Origin of the sequence: Paenibacillus soyae (genome assembly GCF_024623455.1) — a bacterium.
In the GTDB taxonomy this organism is placed as follows: Bacteria; Bacillota; Bacilli; order Paenibacillales; family Paenibacillaceae; genus Pristimantibacillus; species Pristimantibacillus soyae.
This window is the reverse complement of sequence record NZ_JANIPJ010000005.1, coordinates 118,098-136,955: the sequence shown is the minus strand read 5'-3', so window position 1 is coordinate 136,955 and position 18,858 is coordinate 118,098. Positions and strand designations below refer to the sequence as shown.

At 58.3% G+C, this 18,858-nt stretch carries 19 protein-coding genes; 2 read left to right on the top strand and 17 right to left on the bottom strand.

Annotation, left to right across the window (positions count from 1 at the left end; all coding sequences use genetic code 11):
• Nucleotides 1-20: 20 nt before the first annotated feature.
• From NQZ67_RS09170 to NQZ67_RS09130, 9 genes are all read right to left on the bottom strand, one after another.
• Nucleotides 21-644, bottom strand: a complete 624-nt coding sequence (locus NQZ67_RS09170) for a hypothetical protein (RefSeq protein WP_257444825.1) — start codon at nucleotides 642-644, stop codon at nucleotides 21-23.
• Nucleotides 645-804: 160 nt separating this feature from the next.
• Nucleotides 805-1,023, bottom strand: coding sequence for a hypothetical protein (locus tag NQZ67_RS09165; RefSeq protein ID WP_257444823.1), 219 nt, complete (start codon nucleotides 1,021-1,023; stop codon nucleotides 805-807).
• Nucleotides 1,024-1,068: 45 nt separating this feature from the next.
• Nucleotides 1,069-1,371: a hypothetical protein gene (locus NQZ67_RS09160; protein ID WP_257444821.1), complete on the bottom strand. Its 303-nt coding sequence runs from the start codon at nucleotides 1,369-1,371 to the stop codon at nucleotides 1,069-1,071.
• Entirely contained in the window at nucleotides 1,368-1,697 is a 330-nt protein-coding gene (locus NQZ67_RS09155) for a hypothetical protein (RefSeq protein ID WP_257444819.1), read from the bottom strand. The genes NQZ67_RS09160 and NQZ67_RS09155 overlap by 4 nt, the downstream gene beginning before the upstream one ends.
• 18 nt (nucleotides 1,698-1,715) lie before the next feature.
• Nucleotides 1,716-1,904: a hypothetical protein gene (locus tag NQZ67_RS09150; protein WP_257444817.1), complete on the bottom strand. Its 189-nt coding sequence runs from the start codon at nucleotides 1,902-1,904 to the stop codon at nucleotides 1,716-1,718.
• A complete protein-coding gene (locus tag NQZ67_RS09145; RefSeq protein WP_257445080.1) occupies nucleotides 1,888-2,430 on the bottom strand; it encodes a Rieske (2Fe-2S) protein in 543 nt (180 codons plus the stop codon). The genes NQZ67_RS09150 and NQZ67_RS09145 overlap by 17 nt, the downstream gene beginning before the upstream one ends.
• A 23-nt stretch (nucleotides 2,431-2,453) precedes the next feature.
• The gene (locus NQZ67_RS09140) at nucleotides 2,454-3,017 is read right to left on the bottom strand and encodes a 4Fe-4S dicluster domain-containing protein (RefSeq protein ID WP_257444816.1); all 564 of its coding nucleotides are present in this window, start codon (nucleotides 3,015-3,017) and stop codon (nucleotides 2,454-2,456) included.
• The gene (locus NQZ67_RS09135) at nucleotides 3,014-5,212 is read right to left on the bottom strand and encodes a molybdopterin oxidoreductase family protein (RefSeq protein ID WP_257444815.1); all 2,199 of its coding nucleotides are present in this window, start codon (nucleotides 5,210-5,212) and stop codon (nucleotides 3,014-3,016) included. Before NQZ67_RS09135 ends, NQZ67_RS09140 begins: the two co-directional genes overlap by 4 nt.
• Nucleotides 5,199-6,239, bottom strand: a complete 1,041-nt coding sequence (locus NQZ67_RS09130) for a hypothetical protein (protein WP_257444813.1) — start codon at nucleotides 6,237-6,239, stop codon at nucleotides 5,199-5,201. The genes NQZ67_RS09135 and NQZ67_RS09130 overlap by 14 nt, the downstream gene beginning before the upstream one ends.
• A 347-nt stretch (nucleotides 6,240-6,586) precedes the next feature.
• Here NQZ67_RS09130 and NQZ67_RS09125 point away from each other — a divergent pair, with 347 nt between their 5' ends.
• On the top strand, nucleotides 6,587-7,924 hold the full coding sequence (locus NQZ67_RS09125; protein ID WP_257444811.1) for a NarK family nitrate/nitrite MFS transporter: 1,338 nt from the start codon (nucleotides 6,587-6,589) through the stop codon (nucleotides 7,922-7,924).
• A 212-nt stretch (nucleotides 7,925-8,136) separates the two neighbouring features.
• On the opposite strand, the gene NQZ67_RS09120 is transcribed toward NQZ67_RS09125, so the two are convergent.
• From NQZ67_RS09120 to NQZ67_RS09095, 6 genes are all read right to left on the bottom strand, one after another.
• Nucleotides 8,137-9,447, bottom strand: coding sequence for a GHKL domain-containing protein (locus NQZ67_RS09120; RefSeq protein WP_257444809.1), 1,311 nt, complete (start codon nucleotides 9,445-9,447; stop codon nucleotides 8,137-8,139).
• Nucleotides 9,448-9,556: 109 nt separating this feature from the next.
• Entirely contained in the window at nucleotides 9,557-9,676 is a 120-nt protein-coding gene (locus tag NQZ67_RS09115) for a hypothetical protein (protein ID WP_257445078.1), read from the bottom strand.
• Nucleotides 9,663-9,998 (bottom strand): DUF3995 domain-containing protein, encoded by a 336-nt coding sequence (locus NQZ67_RS09110; RefSeq protein ID WP_257444808.1) that lies wholly within the window; start codon nucleotides 9,996-9,998, stop codon nucleotides 9,663-9,665. Before NQZ67_RS09110 ends, NQZ67_RS09115 begins: the two co-directional genes overlap by 14 nt.
• A 13-nt stretch (nucleotides 9,999-10,011) precedes the next feature.
• Complete coding sequence (locus tag NQZ67_RS09105) at nucleotides 10,012-10,566, bottom strand: TetR/AcrR family transcriptional regulator (protein WP_257444807.1); 555 nt, start codon at nucleotides 10,564-10,566, stop codon at nucleotides 10,012-10,014.
• Between the two features lie 164 nt (nucleotides 10,567-10,730).
• Nucleotides 10,731-11,630 carry a DUF6999 family protein gene (locus NQZ67_RS09100; RefSeq protein WP_257444805.1) on the bottom strand — a complete coding sequence of 300 codons (900 nt, stop codon included), beginning with the start codon at nucleotides 11,628-11,630 and terminating at the stop codon, nucleotides 10,731-10,733.
• Nucleotides 11,627-13,501 (bottom strand): 3-oxoacyl-[acyl-carrier-protein] synthase III C-terminal domain-containing protein, encoded by a 1,875-nt coding sequence (locus tag NQZ67_RS09095; protein ID WP_257444803.1) that lies wholly within the window; start codon nucleotides 13,499-13,501, stop codon nucleotides 11,627-11,629. Before NQZ67_RS09095 ends, NQZ67_RS09100 begins: the two co-directional genes overlap by 4 nt.
• Nucleotides 13,502-13,685: 184 nt before the next feature.
• Here NQZ67_RS09095 and spoVB point away from each other — a divergent pair, with 184 nt between their 5' ends.
• A complete protein-coding gene (gene spoVB, locus NQZ67_RS09090; RefSeq protein WP_257444801.1) occupies nucleotides 13,686-15,236 on the top strand; it encodes a stage V sporulation protein B in 1,551 nt (516 codons plus the stop codon).
• A 358-nt stretch (nucleotides 15,237-15,594) separates the two neighbouring features.
• Here the strand turns inward: spoVB and NQZ67_RS09085 are convergent, their stop codons facing one another.
• The gene (locus NQZ67_RS09085) at nucleotides 15,595-16,830 is read right to left on the bottom strand and encodes a glycosyltransferase family 2 protein (RefSeq protein WP_257444800.1); all 1,236 of its coding nucleotides are present in this window, start codon (nucleotides 16,828-16,830) and stop codon (nucleotides 15,595-15,597) included.
• Between the two features lie 18 nt (nucleotides 16,831-16,848).
• Nucleotides 16,849-18,783, bottom strand: a complete 1,935-nt coding sequence (locus NQZ67_RS09080; RefSeq protein WP_257444799.1) for a DUF2334 domain-containing protein — start codon at nucleotides 18,781-18,783, stop codon at nucleotides 16,849-16,851.
• Between the last annotated feature and the right edge of the window lie 75 nt (nucleotides 18,784-18,858).

Here is an 18,858-nt window from a genome sequence, read left to right as displayed (position 1 = left end):
CCTTACAAGAGGTTATGAACTCAGTATAGAACGGCGGCGGCCTCTTGACTGTGAGCTATATCACTCTGGCTGGCCCGCCCGGAAATCCGCAAGGCAACCATGATTTCGTCCAGCAAGGGGATGATGCGCTGGCGCTCCACGTCCAGATGACACTTCACGATCAGACAAGCCTGAATCAGAAGCTGCGAAGCCTGCTTCCATCTTTCATGCAGCGCATAAGCAAGAGGCTCGCCTCCTCTTCGCAGCCTATATAGAATCGCGTCGGCCTGCTTCAGGAAGAGGCCGAGATAGTCCAGCGCGATCGCGAGATCGTGCTCGAGCAGCATGAAGCAATGAAGCAGCTCGGGATCCTTCCGGGGGCGCAGCAGCCCGCGCAGCGCGGCAAATAATTGCTCCGTCTCCCATTCGGCGTGACAGGTCAAGGCTTGCTGCAGCGAGGACGCCTTCGCCTTCACCTCCGTCAAGAAACCGAGCATGTGATGAGAACCGGAGGCGGGGGGTACGCTCAAGCTTAGCTCATGCAGGGCGTCCGCTCTTCGGTTCAGGTAAGCCTGTTTATTTTCTAACCGTTTGACGTGCTGCAGGAATTGGGATTTACATGACAACTTCAACGCGTTACGATCGACAAGATGATAGTATTGCATCGTCAGCCTCCTCCGGCATTTCGTTTCCGTTTCAGTATAGCTCCCGCTTGCGCGGACCCGCCGTGAAACAGATCACAACGCAAAAAAAAGCCGGGAGAAACGCCCCCGAAGAGGCCGTTTACACCCGGCTTTACTATGTCTTCTATGTCTTCTATTTCTTCTATTGCTTCAGTTGTTCGATCTCGTCGATCAGCTGCTTCGTCCGCTTGGCGTTGCCTTCCGCGAAATTGACGAGCCTTTCCTTCAAGTTGTCATTATGATGCACTCTCTCCGAAGTAATGACATAAGTGCGGAGCAAATCGTTTTCCTTCTCTAGGCTCTGTTCCAAGGTCGCGATCAATTCATCCCGGTCGAACTCGTCGTCCGTATGCGATTTCATGTCCGTCACCTCCCCATTAGACAGCTTTGCCAATGGGAGGACGACCTATACCAGCCCGGATACCGTATAACGAAGCTGCGTCCCGCGATCCTCCGAGACCAGACGAACCATCCCCGGACTCTCCTCCAGGTATGTGCCGGCGTCTTCGAACACGGGGATGGACACGTGCTGCGTCAGGCTAAGATAACACTTCAGATAAGTTCCGCCGCCGGACGTCTCCAAGTGCACCCGCACCAGCTCGAAGCCGCGCGGAGGGGCGACGGGGTCTTGGCCGGCCAGATCCTCGATGCTCACCTCGATCCTCTTGCCGCACAGCGGCTCCAGCAGCGCCTTATAATCCTTCTTCATGCCATTCTCCTCTTCTTAATCCGGCATGGGCCCGCATCTTCCTTCGGAATAACCTCCGCCTTGCAGCCGGCGATCCAAATCCACCAGTCCTCGGGCATTCTCTCATCCATCCAATCCAGCAGCTGCAGCTCCGTGCTCCACGTCGCCAGCCCGTTCAACCTTGCTACCACGATGTCCAGCCCTTCCTCCGGCTCCATGCGCTCCACATCGAGGGTAGCGCCGGCGAACAGCCAGCGCAGCAGCGCCTCGGCTTCCTCCGCCAGCTCTCCCCCTCCCCAGCCCATGGGGCGGGCAAAACAGAGCTGCACATTATATTCGCAAGTCATCTCGCATCCCACTCCCGTTTATTCGACGTTCCGTTCCCTCCGGTAGATCCAGACGGCAATCGGGAACAGCACCAGGTTCAATCCGGCAAAAACAATCACCTTCGCATACTGCTCGTAGAAAAAAGCGTTCACGACCTGCTGCGTGCAAACGATATTCAGCAGCAAGACAAGACTCATATAGATAACGCCTCTATAGCTGCGCTTCATACTTCTTCACCCCGGTCGCGTAGACCGAACCTTTCTCCACGGACAGCTCGATCTCCGGAAGGGGCCGCTTCGGCGGGCCGGCGGTCGGCTTGCCCGTTCGCACGTCGAACAGGCCGTGATGGCATGGGCAGACCAGCTCCTCCTTCTCTTTGCTCCAGAACACCGGGCATTTCAGATGGGTGCAGGCGTTGTGATAGGCCTTGAACTCGTTATCCGACAGGCACACCAGCAGCGCGGAATCATGCTCGCCCGGATAAGCGAACTCGACGGCGTCGCCGACCTTCATCAGGTCCAGGTCGGCGATCTTGCTGACAGGATAGGTGCGCTTGCTCGGGTTGATCAGATGCTTGGCGGCAATGGTCCCCCATGGAAGCGTCGATACGGCGAACACCCCCGCCGCGCCGACCATCGTCTTCAGGAAGCTCCGGCGGTCCAGCTTCCGCTCGTTGTCCTTGCGTATATTATGCGTATAGTTATCTTCGTCGTAAGGAACGGTCGACTTTGTTTTCTTCTCTTCCTCATGCATGCTCATGCTTCCAACCTCCATGCTCAGAATAGCTTTTGTTTCCCTTGCAGGATGCCCGGTAGGCTGATCTTCACGTTCGTCTCCCCTTCGAGAGGATCCATCGGCATCCGGCTGGCCGTCCACTTGCCGAGCTTATGCTGCTCCTGCTTCTCCCTAAGCTCATCCTCCGTCAGCCACTGCAGTGTGTTGGTCGGGCAGACGGACGCGCACATCGGAGGAATGCCGTCCTTGGTGCGGTCATAGCACAGATCGCATTTGTACATTAGATTTTGCTCTTCATCAAACTTCGGTATTCCGTAAGGACAAGCAATGGTGCAGTTCTGGCAGCCGATGCACTTCTCGACCAGAGCCGACAGCACGGCTCCTTCCGGGGTCACCTGGATCGCTTGCGCGGGACAGCTGCGCGCGCATGCCGGGTTGACGCAGTGCAGGCACATGAGCGGAATCGTCTGGCGGTCGACCAACGGATTGACGTCATATACATAGTTGCGGTTGCGCTCGTCATGCCCGCCGCATTGGGTGCAGGCCGCCAGGCAGCTTCGGCAGCCGATGCAGTTGTCCATCTCGATATACAAATGCTGCTTCATCGCAGGATCGCCTCGCTTGTTGTCGCTTGCCCCGCCGCAGGGGATGGCCGTTTCGCGATCTGCGCGGCGCAAGCTTTGAATTCGGGCATTCTCGACATCGGGTCGAGCGCCGCTATCGTTAACAGATTGACCGACTCGTCATGGCCGAAGTGGTACGGCACGAACACCGTATCCGGACGGATCGCCTCCGTCATCTTGACCTTGAAGATCGCGCGTCCGCGCCTCGTGCGAAGCTCGACGCGCTCCTCGTGCTCGATCCCGTACCGCGCGGCCGTCTCCGGATGCACCTCGACGAACGGCTCCGGACACATCGCGTGAAGGAACGGAATTCGCCTCGTCTGGTTGCCGGACAAGTAGTGGTATACGACCCGGCCCGTCGTGAGGCGCAGCGGATACTCGCCGCAAGGCTCCTCCGCCGGCGGCCGATAAGCCAGCGCGCACAGCTTCGCTTTGCCGTCCGGATGGTAGAACCTCTTGTCCAGGAACATATGCGGCGTGCCGGGATCTTCTTCGCTCTTGCATGGCCAGAACACGCCTTGCTGGCGCTCGATCTTCTCCCAGGTCACGCCGTAATAATCTGCGTAGCCGCCTTTGGAAGCCAAGCGGAATTCATCGTTGATCGCTCTCGCCGAGGCGAGATGACGGAAGTAGTCGCCTCTTCCGAGCCGCTCCGCCAGCTCCACCTGCATGAGCCAATCCGGCTTGGATTCGCCGATCGGCTCCTGCGCCTTGTTGATCTTAATGCAGCGGCCCTCCAGGTTCGTGACCGTTCCTTCGTCTTCGCTCCAGGTCGTGGACGGCAGGACGACGTCGGCGTATTCCGCCGATTCGGACAAGAAGATGTCCGAGCACACCATGAAGTCCAGGCTCATGAGCGCCGCGCGCACCTCGTTCAGATTCGGCGCGGATACCGCCGGATTCGAGCAGAGGAGATAGAGGCCGCGAATCGTCTTGTCCGCCATCAAGCCGAACATTTCATACGCCGATACTCCCGGCTGCGGCATCTCCTCGGGGCGAATGCCCCATATCTTCGATACTTCCTCGACATGCTTCGGATTCGTGATTTTGCGGTAGCCCGGAAGAGCATCCGCCTTCTGTCCGTGCTCCCTCCCGCCTTGGCCGTTGCCTTGGCCCGTGAAGGTCGCGACGCCGGACTTCGGACGGCCGATCTTGCCCGTCACCAGGCACATATTCGTGTACGCCGACACATTGTCGGAACCCTTGTGCTGCTGCTCGATGCCGCGGGCGAACATGACGACGGCATTAGGCGCCTTGCCGTAAATCTCGGCGGCGCGAATCAGCTTCTCCGGCGCCACTCCCGTAATCTCGCTCGTATATTCCGGAGTGAATTCCTTCACCAGTTCCGTCAGCTCTTCGATCCCGTTCGTATGCGCCGCGACGAACGCCTCGTCCGCGTAACCGCCTTGGATCAACATATTGACCATGCAGTTCGCAAGGGCGAGGTCCGTTCCCGGACGCAAGTCCAGATGCAGGTCCGCCCGTCTCGCGATCGGGGTCTCCCGCGGATCCACGACGATTAGATAGCCGCCGCGGCTCTGCACCTCCCAGATGCGGAACATCGAGGTCGGGTGGCATTCCGCCGTATTGCTTCCGGCGATGAACAAGCAGTCCGTCTCGTGCAGATCCGTCCAAGGCAGCGTCGAGCCTCTATCGATGCCGAACGTTCTCATGAACCCGGCGGCCGCGCTGGACATGCAGAACCGTCCGTTATAATCGATGTACCGAGTTTTCAATCCGACGCGGGCGAACTTGCCGGTCAGATAACATTTTTCGTTCGTCATGGACACGCCGCTGAACACGGAGAGGGTATCCGGGCCGTATTCGCCTTGCAGCTCTTGGAATCGGCGGACGATCAGGTCGTACGCCTCCTCCCACGACGCCTCGCGGAAGCCTTCCTTCGTTCCGCGCAGCGAGCGGTCGTCGCGAATGAGCGGCCTTAGGAGACGGTCGTCATGATTCGTCTGCTGGTAAGCCGTCACGCCCTTGGGGCACATCTTGCCCAGCGTCACCGGCCAGTCGTAGCGGGGCTCCACGCCGATGATTTTATTCGTGGACGTGTCGACCCGCAGGTTCATGCCGCATTGCATGCCGCAGTAAGAGCAGTGCGTCGGCACGAGCTTCTCGCCTGGATGCCGCTTATTCTCGATGACTTTAAAAAACTTATCCTCTGGCATTCTGATTGCTCTCCTTTACGCGAATGTGATGGGTCGGCACGCCGGTGAACCGGGACATGCGGTATTTCCTGCGGCAAGGCAAGCACAGCTCCGCGAGGTGATGGCCTTCTTCCGTCACGAACTCCAGGTTGCTCTGCTTGAGCACGTCGACGACGTCTTGGGACTGCTCCGCTGATACGAAATGCGCGCCGCAAACCTTGCAGGCCTTCGGAGCCGTCTCTCCGTAATGCTCGCGGTAGTTCCGGGCGAGAACGCTCATCGGGCGGAACGGAATATGCGCAAGCTTGCCGAACGGCAGGTAGATCAGCGTCAGGATGACCGACCATTGATGGATCATCGACATGATCGGATGCGCGAAGCCATGCAGAAAGATATTATTGAAAGTCAGTATTAATCCGGTAATCGAGATGAACAATAACAAGTAAAGCGGCAGGAAGTCGTACGCGAAGCTCTGCTCCGCCCTCGCCTGCATATTGCGCAGCCTGCGGTGAAGCGCCATGCATACGCCGGCAATGACCATGAACGCCGTAATATTCAGCGCGTTGTAGAAGAGGAACGCGATCACGCCGTCCGCCTTCACCCGCATCAGGTCGAGCCCGAAGCCAACCACGGTGTAATAGCCGTTGTCGTCCATCGTGAAGTACATCCAGCCGAAGACGAGCGGGAACGTCACGAAGCAGGACAACAGGCAGCCCCAGCCGAGCAGAATATGCTGCAGCCAGCGGTACCAGCCGCGGTTCCAGATGAAATTGTAGACGACCAGCTGATCCGTCGCCGTGCGAGGCGTCGACTTCCGGAACAGAAGCTTGATCCCTTTCTTCAGAATCAGCTTGGTAGGCGGCCGTTCTCCCCACGCCATGAAGCGGTAGAAGAAGCCCCCGATGAACACGACCGTGCCCACCATATAACCGTAAAGCGCCAAGTCGATATGGGTGAAAAACCGCGACCCTACATAGATCGTGGCCAGCAGCCCGCATACGGTAAGGAAGACGTTGCGCGCCCACTTTGAAGCAAATGCTCGATTCATATTAAATAGCCTCCCGCTCGTTAGAATGACTGTACCTAGTAGACCATGAACGGGGCACTCCCCGCTGTGACTTTTGTCACGGCGAAATTCCGGAGAGGATGAAGGAGCCGCCGCCTCAGGAATGGCTTCATTAATAGGTGGAGGCCGGCGGGAAAATTTCTATCGGCAGAAGTGGGGCGGCGGGCGGTTAAGCAAACCGGATGTTTGTTACAGGATAGAAAAGTTTGGGTTCGCGCGTGTGATTTATGTTACAGTGTGATCCCTGCGCCTTCTGCTACACTGAGTCCATCAAATCGAGCAAGAGCAGCCGAACGGGCGGCTCGACCGCTCGCTAGGAGGCACTCATAATGGCAAGAATCAAACAATGGGATCCCGAAAATCCCGAGTTTTGGAGCAAAGAAGGCAAACGTCACGCGACGCGGAACCTATGGATATCGGTACCTTCCCTAATGCTCGCGTTCATCGTCTGGCAAATCTGGTCCGTCGTCGCCGTACGGCTCAATGACGTCGGCTTCCAGTTCACGCCGGACCAGCTCTTCACGCTGGCCGCCATCCCGGGACTCGTCGGAGCGACGCTCCGGTTCGTCTATACGTTCGCCGTCGGCATCGTCGGGGGCCGCAACTGGACCGTCATCTCGACGGCGCTTCTGCTGATCCCGTCCGTTGGCATCGGCATCGCCGTTCAGAATCCGGACACTTCATACTCAGTCATGCTGCTGCTTGCGGCGCTGTGCGGTCTCGGCGGCGGCAACTTCTCCTCGTCGCTGTCCAACATCTCGCTCTTCTATCCGAAGAAAGAGAAAGGAACGGCGCTCGGCATTAACGGCGGTCTCGGCAACATGGGCGTATCCGTCGTGCAGTTCGTTACGCCGCTCATTATCTCGGCCGGCACGTTCGCGGCGCTGTCCGGGGACAGCCAGCTGCTGAAGAACGGCCAAGAGGTGTGGCTGCAGAACGCCGCCTTCATCTGGGTCATTCCGATCGCCCTTATGACCGTGATCGCCTGGTTCGGCATGGACAATCTGCCGGGAGCCAAGCAATCGTTCGCCAGCCAATTCTCCGTGGTTAAGCGTAAGCACACCTGGATCATGACGTACTTATACGTCGCGACGTTCGGTTCGTTCATCGGCTTCTCCGCGGCCTTCCCGCTGCTGCTCAAATCCCAGTTCCCCGAGCATGTATCGCTCGCGTTCCTGGGTGCCTTGCTGGCTGCGTCAGCGCGTCCCGTAGGCGGCTTCCTATCCGACAAATTCGGCGGAGCCAAGGTCACGTCCATCGTCCTCTTCATGATGGGGATCGGCTCGCTCGGGGTCATTTATTTCATCCAGCAAGGCCATTTCGCCGGATTTCTAATCTCGTTCCTGATCCTCTTCCTGGCGGCAGGCACGGGCTCCGGCTCGACGTTCCAGATGATCCCTTATATCTTCCCGGTGAAGGAAGCGGCTCCGGTGCTCGGCTTTACGGCGGCGTTCGCGGCTTACGGCTCCTTCTTCATTCCGAAGCTGTTCGGCTGGTCCGTGCAGACGACCGGTTCTTACGTCACGGCATTCTATATCTTCATCGCCTTCTACGTTGTCGCCATCCTTCTCAATTGGCTGTTCTACCAGAGCAAGCGGGCCGAGATCACGTCGTTCGTAGCCGCCAAGCCTGCCGGCGAGCAACCTGCGATCGCGACGCACAAATGAGAAAACCTCTATCGAGGCCATTCGATGATGAACGACCTAAAAGTTTGCGGAGCAAACTCGCTTCGTAAGAATTGGGTTGGTTTTATCGCCAATAAGAATTTGTTCTTCCGCAATGCGCGGAAACTTATAAATCCTTATGTGGTAACGCAAAAAAGAGAGGCGTATCCGCCATAATTGGCGGATACGCCTCTCTTCTGCATGTTATGTTTGAATCAAATCGTAACCTGAATAAATACCTTGCCATCCTCGCAATGCACATGGACGCTTCCGTTATACTTCTCCACGGTTCGCTTAATGATGGTCAGCCCGTTTCCTCTCAGCTTGTCAGGCGAGAATTTCGTCGTATAGCCCTGCTCGAACAGGCTCTTCTGTTCCTTTGGGGACAGCTCCGCCGGATTCTCCACGGCGAAGATATATCGGTCTCTCTTCGCTTTGCAGATGACGCGGATCGCCCGCGGATGTTCGCCCGCGTAGACGTCCGTCGCCTCGATAGCGTTATCCAGCAGGTTGGAGCAGATCTTCACCAGATCCATGGCGTCCACTCGGTTGTATTCGTTCTGATCCGTGTCGAAATCGATCGCGATGTTCTTGGAATGGGCTAGCTCCCATTTGCTTTGGAACAGCACCAGCAGCACCGGATTTTTGATGCGCATGGACAGATCCAGCGACTTGGAGTCGACCGACATCCGTTTCAAATAGTCGATGGCCCGGTCGTAATATTTCATCTCAAGCAATCCTCGCAGCACTTGCAGATGGTTCATCATGTCGTGCCTGCTGAGCTTAATGCCCTCGATCACTTTCCCAAGCTCCGTAATATATACGCTTTCGCTTTCCTTGAGATCACTTCTTAACCGGCGTTTATACCACTTATTCAAGAAGAAGACCGAGCCGAGCAGGAAGACGGCGAACAAGATGTCGATACTGAAGACGAGACCATTGCTCTTCACGACCTGCGCGCCCAGCTTGTCCAGATTTTCCGCCGATACATCGATGCCGACGACGCCCATGATCTCGCCGTTCTCGTCGTAGAAGGGCACCCCCACCGACAAATAATTGCCGTAGTGAGCTTCATCCTGAATGATGCCGGTATAGTAGCTCTTGCCTTGTTTGGCTTCGTTCACTTGCTCCGCCGGCACGGTGCACGCCCCGCCGATCGGCAGGTCCGGCACGCCATCGGGAATGGATGACACCATCGCCTTGGCCACGTTCGTCTCGTCGAGCATCAGAATATAGACGAACAGCGCGCCCGTAGGCTCCCGGAACTGCTTCAGATACAAGCTGATCCGGTCCCTGTCCTCTCCATACTGCTTGGTCTGCAGGAATTGCCCGTATAGCTCTTTGTCGAGTCCGTCGGCAATCCGCTGCGCGATCCCTATGTATTGCTTCGCCACCGCGATTTCAGCAGACTGATTAACCATATGATAGGAGAAATACAACTTAGAGCAAGTAAGCGCCGCTAAGATCAGAATGGCAACGACGAAAAAAACGATTCTATTCTTAAGGTGAAGGGGGTTATGCCTCATTTTTCCGTTCTCTCTCCATTTGTACCTTGGACGGGTTCTATCGAAGTGATATGCTCACAACGATCCTATCATTATACCTCAAAACCTACGACTACGAACCTACATTTATCTAGGGGGCGGCTGCGGTAATTACTGCCAGGAACGCTCCCAGAAGCAGGCATAACGGAGAATATAGAAGGCTGTCCATTCTCGCGAAAGGCGTGCCTCCGTTCCTCTTAAAAAAGCCCAGCCACCGGAAAATCCCCGACTGCCCGCAGCGCGAATACCGCCGCCAGCAGCCAGCCTCCGATCGGATAAAACCATCTGGGAAGCCATGGCTCCGCGATGCCTCCCAGCTGAAGCACGAATATTCCCATCGCGGCGAGCAGCAGCGCAACGACGGCAGTAGCGGTTCTGGTCGGCCGGAACAACGGCTCTTCTCCAGCCCCTGCCGCAGCCTTCGCCGGTACCGCGATCATCAATCCCCTTCTGCCTCCGAGCACCCAATACGCGTGCACGCCGCCGAGCACGAACGCGACGCACGCCGTCAGTGAGGCCAAACCTTCGATCATAATAGCCGCCTCCCTAGGATAGGTTCAACCGCTTGCGAATCGACTCCATATGATGCTGCACATCCTCGTCGGTCACAAGCAGGAGCTTATGTCTCTCGTACCATCCCAAGTAATAGTGATAGAGCAGCCAGGCCTTGCCCCCGGCCTCCTCGTTGTCCATCCCCAGCTGCATGAAGAGGGATCGGGCGTAGTCCATGCGGGCCTGCTCGACCTCGTCGAGCTTCTCCCGATAGGCAGGGTCCACCCCCGCCAGCTTGCGGAGATAGAAGAGGAAGTCCCCCTTGCGGGTGACCGAGAACATCTGCATGAGCAGCGCCGCCACCTTCTCCTCCGCGCGAATCGGCTGCTCGCTGGCCGCGATCACTTGATGCGTCGTCCTCTCCCTCCACCGTTCGACGATGCGCCGAATAAACGCCTGCCGGTTGCTGAAATACCAGTAAAAGCTGCTCTTGCTGCAGGCCAGCTTCTGCGCCATGCTCTCGATCACGAGCGCCTCCGCCCCTCCGGCCGCGAACAGCTCCATCCCGAGCTCGATCCACTGCTCCTCCGTGACGATTATTTTCGGCATGTCGATTCCTTCCCTCCGTTTCTGTACGGTATCGTCTAGATGTTATTTCCAGTATAGGGAAAAGGGCTCGCCCGCACAATATCTGTACGGTACCGTTCACAAAGCTGTTAAAAGAAGCGGCTTAATCTAGCCGCTTCCAAAGGCGCATGAAATACAGCTCATCATCATCCCCTATTCCAACTAAGATCCGCATGCTCCTGCTTATGCTTCAGCTCGATGAGCAGCGCATGCAGCTGCTCGGTCGCGAGGCCGTGCAGCACGAGACGGAAGCCGGCGCGCAGCGTCGTGAGCGGCACCATCGGGTGCTTGTTGTTGATGAGAGCAAGCCGGTCGTTGCTGCCGATAATCTTGGAGGCGAGGAGGCCGACCGTCTCGTCGAGCTGCAGCGAGTTGGTCGCCCGCCAGAAATCGTTGTCGGTCAGGAACATTTGGTAAACCGGGGTGAAAATTTCGATCGCCGACGTTAAGTCGAGGAAGTTCGTCCAGCGGTCCGGCATTGGCTCGATCGGGATGCGGGTCGACGTAATGGCGCCAAAGTTCAGCCGGTCCCGCTTCTTCACCTCCAGCCCCTTATCCCGCAGCTCGCGGTTCAAGTTAATGATGAAGTTGTAGAGATTCAGGTCGTGGATAAGGAACAAGTCGTCCTTCACCGGCTCCAGGTTGGTCGGCTTCAGCGGATTCATCGTCACGTCCACGCCCGGCACGTTGTCCCGGATAAACTGCAGCACCTCCGAGCCGAGGTAGAAGTGGCGCAAAATCATATGGTTGGCGCTCGGGCTGACGAAGGTTTTCATCCCCCAGTACAGGACGCGGTGCAGCGCCTTCGAAGACGTCAGCGCGTTCGGCACGACGCTCTTGTAAATCTGCAGCAGGATGATCGCGAGTCTCGCGAGCGGCCGGAGCAGCGGCAGCAGAAACTGGCGCGTCTTGCTGGAGCAGTCCCGGAGGTAGATCGCCTTCGCCTCTTCGTCGAACGGGATGCTGGTGTCCATGAAGATGGCGAGGAACGGGTTCGGGTCGTTCCGATCATGCTTCATGTTTTTGAAATAATCCGCTTCGCTCATACGTTATCCAACTCCTCCAGCTGCAGCAGGTAGAGCCGCGCCGTCGTCTTGGCCGTCTTCACGATCCGCGCCGCGATCTCCTCGGTCAGCATCGGATGCTGCACGGCAGCCTCCAGCCGCTCGAAATGATTCTCGTCCGACTCGCTGTGGTACAGAAGGAAGTTCACCTGCTCGTCGGACAGGGACAGCTGATCCCGGATCATCTCGCCCCAATAGCGGGCCATCCGGCACCCCAGTCCCTCGATGATCCACATCGCGCCGAGCAGGTCGTACGGCGCCTCGCGGCTCGCGCGCTGGAACAGGTAGGCGGACAACGCCTCGCTGCCGATATTTTTCTCCCCGGATTGGATCTCCTCCAAACTCCCTCCGACGGCGACGTAGTTACGCTCGAGAATTTGGAAGTCGCGATGCTCGTCGCGGGCATGCGCGATGAACGCCGACCGCAGATCGATATGCTCGATCGGAATATAGGACGCGGCGCGGGCGATCCACTGCGAGCCGTCGATGACCTGCTGACGGATGTTCACCATCAGCTTCTTGTAATCGTCCATCGTAAACTTGCCTTCGTACAGCTTGTGGATGACAGGTACGTCCGCTAGCTTCTGCTCGAAATCAATCCATACCTGCACGAGCCGGCGGACCAGCTGCTCCTGCAGCAGATTGCCCGCGTCGTATTCGAGATGCGGCGCTTCGGGCTCGCGCTCCTCGAAGGGCTCGGCGCTGCCCCCTGCGGCCCCTTCTTCGCTGCCGACCACCGTCAGCATCATATAGGAGGTCTGGAACCGCCCGCTCTCCGGCACCATGCACAGCACCTGCTCGCCGGGCTTCAGGCGTCCCGAATACAGCAGCTCCTCCAGCATGATGTAGATCGAGGCCGCTCCCGTGTTGCCTTTCTCGTAGAGGTTCGTGAACCATTTCTCCTCCGGAATGGTCAGCCCTCCGAGCCGCAGCAGCCGGAAGATTTCCTCGCGGAAGAAATGCGACGAATAGTGGCATACCATCCAATCGATCGCGTGCGGATCGATCCGCTCCGCCTCCACCAGCTCGAAAAACCGCATCACGCCAACCTTCGGCATCTCGTTCACGAGCCGGATATCCTGCTTCAGGTTCATTGCGCCGTCGTCCGCCGCATCATGAACGGAAGCGTAGTCCAGCCACGAGGACGCGCCGCTTGCGCTTCCTTTCGTCAGCCCCGCGTACATGCAGACGTCGTAACGGTCCGCGTAGGACTGGTTGTCGATCCACTCGATCCGGAGGGACAGCCCCTTGGCCGCCGGCGAAGACTGCAGCACCGCCGCGCCCGCGCCGTCCGACAGCATGAAGCGGAGAAAATCGGTATCGAACGGCACCGGGCCGTCCGCGTAAGCGGCCTGCGCCTCGAACCGGGAATGCTTGAACGCCCGGCTCGGGAATTCGCTTGCGCACGCAATGGCCCTTCCATGCTCGCCGGATTTCACCTGCAGATAGGCATTCTTCATCGCGTGCATCCCGCTGGCGCATACGCCGTGATGGGTCGAGATTTCCATGACGGGCAGCTTCGTCTCCGCGTGCACCATGCTCGAGAAGCCGGGCACAAGCAGATCGCCTTGCGTCGTGGCCGCAGCCAGGAAGCCGACTTGTTCGCCTCCGTCCGCTTCTTGCCGGTCAAGCGCGTCCTGAATGGCCAGCGCCGCCATCTCCGCGTTCGAATACAGGCTTTTTTGTTTTTTATCGATGGCGTAATGCCGGAATCGAATTTGATTTTGCTCCAATATGCGTCTTCTGGATTTCGAGCCTTTGCCGCCGATCCTCCCGAGGTAATCCTCCATCTCCTCGTTGCCGACCGGCTCTCCCGGCAGAAACTTCCCCATGCTCGTTATATATACCGCCATGACAGCGCACCTCGCCTTCCATTTGTTGCCTTTATTATGTATGACGGGGTATGGCGCGCATAGTACCAACATGGCATGGTACCTCGGGGCATCTTCAAGAATGGAAGCAGCTGGTCGGCTTGTTCGCATGCTTTTCCCGTTTCTGAATACATTTAAGTATTCAATAACAGGAGGAACACGAATCATGTCTCAACACGGTCAAACGTTCATGAGGGGTACGCTGGTGTTGTCGGTCGCCGCGTTCATCAACCGGATTCTCGGCTTCGTCAGCGGCATGTACATCGCGCGCGTACTGGGCGCGGAAGGAATCGGCATCTTGATGATGGCGCATCCGCTCGTGCCGCTCGTCATTACGATTACGGAGCTTGGATTGCCGGTCGCCATCTCGAAACTCGTCGCGGAAGCCCATGCCCGGGGCGAACGGGAGAAGGTGAGGAAAATTCTACATGTCTCACTTGCGGTTACGGGCTTCTTGAGCGTTGCGCTCACGACCCTGTCGCTGCTAGGCTCGGAGTGGATCGCATCCATTCTGCTTAGTGACCAACGCGCCTATTACGCGATGCTGGCGATTACGCCAATCGCGCCGATCATCGCCGTCTCCGCCGTACTGAAGGGTTACTTCCGCGGCATGCAGCAGATGAAAACCATCGCCGCGTCCGACGTGCTGGAGCATACGGTCCAAATCGCGTGCGTGCTTGCGCTGGTTCACCTATTGATGCCCTTTGGCGTCGCTTATGCGGCTGCCGGAGCCATGGCCGCCTCCGTCGTAAGCGAAGCGATCAGCCTCCTCTTCTTGGCGGCAAGCTACAAGCTGTACGGCGAATCGAAACGGCCGGGCGAAACTTGGGCAAGCCACTTGAAGCAAGGAAGAAGCACGCTCGGCGAGCTGCTGAAGATCGGACTGCCGACGACCGGGCACGGCGTCGTGCATTCCTTGTACAGCACGTTCCAGCCGCTTCTTATTACAACCAGCCTGGCGCTGGCCGGCATCGGCACGGCGGCGGCCACGAAGCAGTTCGGCCTGCTTGCCGGCTTTGCTTTTCCTCTGCTGTTCATGCCAAGCTTCATCACGCAGTCCCTGTCCACCGCCCTCATCCCCGCGATCGGCGAAGCGGCGGCGAACCGGAACAGCCTGCTCATCCATGAGCGGATGAATCAGGCGATGAGCCTGGGACTGTTGATCGGCGCGCCGGCGACTATTATTTTGTACGAGTGGGCGACTCCGCTGACGACGCTCGTCTACAACGCGCCGGAGGCAGGGATGCTGCTGAAAATATTGGCGCCGATGTTTTTCCTGCATTATTTCGACGCTCCGCTGCATGCCATTATGCTCGGTCTCGGCCGCGCGAACGCCATGCTGTGGAATTACGTCATCGCCACCGCTTTCAAGGGGGTCTCGATCTTCGTGCTGGGCAGCCAATTCGGCATTAATGGCGTCGCGTACGGCATCGGGATCGGCATTGTGATGCAGACGCTGCTCAACTTCTTATCCATCTCCAGCTCGATCGGATCGTATTGGAGCATTCGTCCTTATATCAAGGTCGGGATCTGCACGATGCTGATGGCGATAGGCGGGCATTGGATCTACAACTACGCGCTCAGCCAAGACATGCCGCAGCTCTGGTGCGTCATCGCCTCGATCGCCTGCTCCCTGTCCATCTATATCATCGCGCTCGTCTTGACGGGCATGCTGAGCTGGAAAGGTGCGCGCCACCGCTTTTCGATACCTTGGTAGGCGGGAGACGAGCTTCTCTGCCCGTCTGCAGCGTCAATAACGATGCAAAGCATCGTTACTGATGGCTGAGAGGGGGCAGCAGGCGCAATAGCGACATAGAGCATCGTTACTGCCCGATTCAGTCCGTCTGCAGCGTCGATAACGATGCAAAGCATCGTTACTGAGTGCAGAGAGGCGGCAGCAGGCGCAATAGCGACATCAAACATCGTTACTGTTCGGCTCAGCCCGACTTCAGCGTCAATAACGATGCATATCATCGTTATCGACGGGTACGAGGTGGTGGCAGGCGCAAACAAGAAAAAAGCAGCCGATCGGCTGCTTTTTCCGCTGTAATATTATATGAACAGGAAGACCCCGCCTACCCGGCGACATCCTCGATACGGATGGAACGCGTATGAACCGTATGGTTCCACGTCTTGTTTTTGCTGGTGACGAGACCCACGAGCGTGATCGGGAACCAGGTGAACTGGAATACCGGGAACAGGATCAGGCCCAGGTACGAACGCCACGGCCTGCGCTCCAGCAGCATGACGAGCGGGAATTGCAGGAACAAAGCGGCGTTCAGCGCGATCCATGCCCAGTCCGGCAAGGTGCGCAGCCATGTGAACTGCTCGTGCAGCGGAGTCGCGAGCTGCAGGTACGACATGACCCACACCGCCGCGACGAACATGAACCGGATCGGCTGGAACAAATACATCGCGGCATCGAACTGCGCGAAGCTTCGCGTCCGGATCGCCTGAAGCATCAGCGGCCACATGTACCGTCTCGCGCAGTCGGTATGTCCCCTCATCCAGCGTACCCGCTGCCGCATCGAGCTGACCAGAGTAATCGGTTTCTCGTCGTAAATAATCGCTTGATTCGCCCAAGTCGGGTAGATGCCAAGCCCGATGCACCGCGCGGTGAACTCGACATCCTCAGTCAGGGAAGTGGCGTTCCAGCCGATCTCTTTGAGCAGGCCGGATTCGAAGCACATGCCGGTGCCGGCAAGCGTAGTCGCCATGCCCCAGTTATGCCGCGCCTGCTGCCACATCCGGTTAATGAACCAGTACGTAATGGCGTAAGAGAGGGAGACCCAGGAATCGAAAGGATTTTTGGTCTCGACATAGCCTTGCACGACGCGATGACCGTCCATGAGCTTGTTGTTCATTTCGCGAAGGAAATTCCGGCTGACCAGATTGTCCGCGTCGAACACGACGACGGCGTCGTACTGGCGCTCCCGCTCCCACAGCTTCCCCAGCATCCATTCCATGGCGAAGCCTTTGCCCTTGCGGCTGTCGTCGGTCCTCTCCATCGCGTATACGCCATGAGCGGCCGCGATCTCCGCCGTGCGGTCGGTGCAGTTGTCGCAAATGACGAATACGTCGTATAGCTCGTCAGAGTAATCCAGGGTGTTCAGGTTGTCGAGGAGCGGCGCGATGACCTTCTCTTCGTTATGCGCGGCGACCAGGATGGCGAAGGACTTCTCCGGCGCATGCTGCCGTCCGGCCCTCTTCTCCCGCCTGAAGCCGGCCAGACTAATCAAGATTTGATACAGCGTCACGGCGAAAATAATGAACTGAAATACGTTAGCGAGAACGATAAAAAATGGCTGCATGATGCCTTCCTTTCGATGTTAGCGGGCGCCGCCCCGGAACGATAGCGCGAGGTCCAGCACATTCCCTGTCTGATCATAAGATAAAATATCGGTTTTGCCGTTGCCGTCCATGTCCGCAACGAATCCGAGCCTTCCCCGGGACCCGGCCCATGGTCCGAAGTCGTTGCCCAGCGGCGCGAACCGGCCGCCTCCGTCATTCTCCCATACTCGCCACAAGCCATCAGGCGAGGTGTAAGCGATGATGTCGTCCAGCCCGTCTCCGTTCGGGTCGCCGACCAGCAGTTGTCCGAGCTTCCCTGAAGCTTCTACCGGCACGGGATCCGAAAGCTTGCCGCCGCCTTCCCGATAGAGGATGGCGACCGCCCCTTCTTCCGCCGACCGGAACAAAATATCGTCTACCGCCGCCACCCGGAATCGGCCGGCGTACAGCACCGCGTCCTCCGGCACGACCGGCTCCTCCTCCGTGATTGCCCATCCGTCTCCGCTATGGGCTTGGATGGATAGGACCCGCTCCCCCCGCTTCGCGATGAAGCCCGGGCCCTGCACGAACCGGTAGGGCTGCAATTGCTCCAGTCCCGGCGGGAGCGCCCCCGCCAGCTCCATCGCCAGAAAACGCAGCTCATCCGCCAAGCCTGCGCGAAGCGCGCCCGACTCCGCATTGTACGCGACCAGATCCTCCCTGCCGTCCCCGTTCATGTCCGCCAGCAGAAGCTCCTCCTCCGGCGCGAACGACTCAAGCAGCCAAACCTCCGATGCTTCCTGCACGCGGTTGCGGGGCCACTCGTAGCTGCCCGGTATGACCCGGATCCGATGTTCTTCGCGCAAGACGATGTCGTCGCTGCCGTCCCCCGTTATGCTGCCAAGAAGTATATCATCGGCGGCTGCCGACGGAGGCAGCGTTACCCGATGGGCGGGCGAGAAAGGCACGATGTCGTGGAGCGACTGCCATTCGTACCCTCTCTCCTTCATGCCGCCGATCAGCCGGTGCAGATGGGAGGGCTCGCCGCCTTCCCGATAGCGGTACACCGGCAGTCCGTCCTTCATCTCCGACTCCCCGTCCGGACCGACAACGGGCTCGAGATAGTCGAACTCCTTGAACGGATGCAGGTACATCGCCGCCAAGCCGTCATCGCTCTCCGCCTTCTCCAGGATGCCGTCGACGGAGGAGGCGTCGCTGACGTAACGGAACGGGGCCGGTACGTAGACCGAGCCGAGACTGTCCTGCCCGTACGTATTCACGCTGTCGTACATGTTCAAATCCTTGAGCGACCGGAGGGAGAGGAAATCCGGCTGGTACAGGATGCCCATATACGAGCGGAACACCTTCTCCTGCTCCCGCGTGTCGTGATAGTGGGGCGACTCCCAGAAAGCGGGACGCAGTCCCGCCGCCTCGAACGCCTTCAGGCTGCTCATGATGCGCGCCGCCGCGTAAGAGGGCTCGTTCGTCTCCGGCGCATCCTTCACCTTGAATTCGTTGCCGGTGCCCGAGTTCTGTCCGCCATCCTCTCTCGCGGTCTCTCCGTATTGGTGCGTGTAGCCGTGCATCCCGAGCACGCCGCCGCTCTCCTGCGCGTCCCGCAGCAGCCGCGCGAACTGGGCCGTGACCTCGTCCGGATCCGGATCGTCGATGCCCATCTCCGTCCAAGCGCCGTCCTCCCCCAGCATGAATCTCCTCGGAATAACCGCGACGTGGAACGGAATCCGCTCCGACGCGATATAGTCGAATACGGCCCTCAGCTTGCCGAGGCCTTCGAGACTGCCGTAATCCCCTCCCGGCCCGACGTCCTCGAGACGAAGCATCGCGTGCTTCTTGTCCTTATTCGGATAGATGTTCGTGCCCGTGTACGTATGGATGAGCACGAACGCAGCCAGCGCGGCAAGCGCCACCGCTATGCAAGCAATGGTTATGCGCGCTTTTGCGACTCTTTTATTACTCGATAGATTGCTCTTCAAATGCTGTAAGCCCCCGCCGTTCCGTCATTATCGGATTTTGTCGAAAAAAATCTGCAAAGCGATTATAGCATTAAC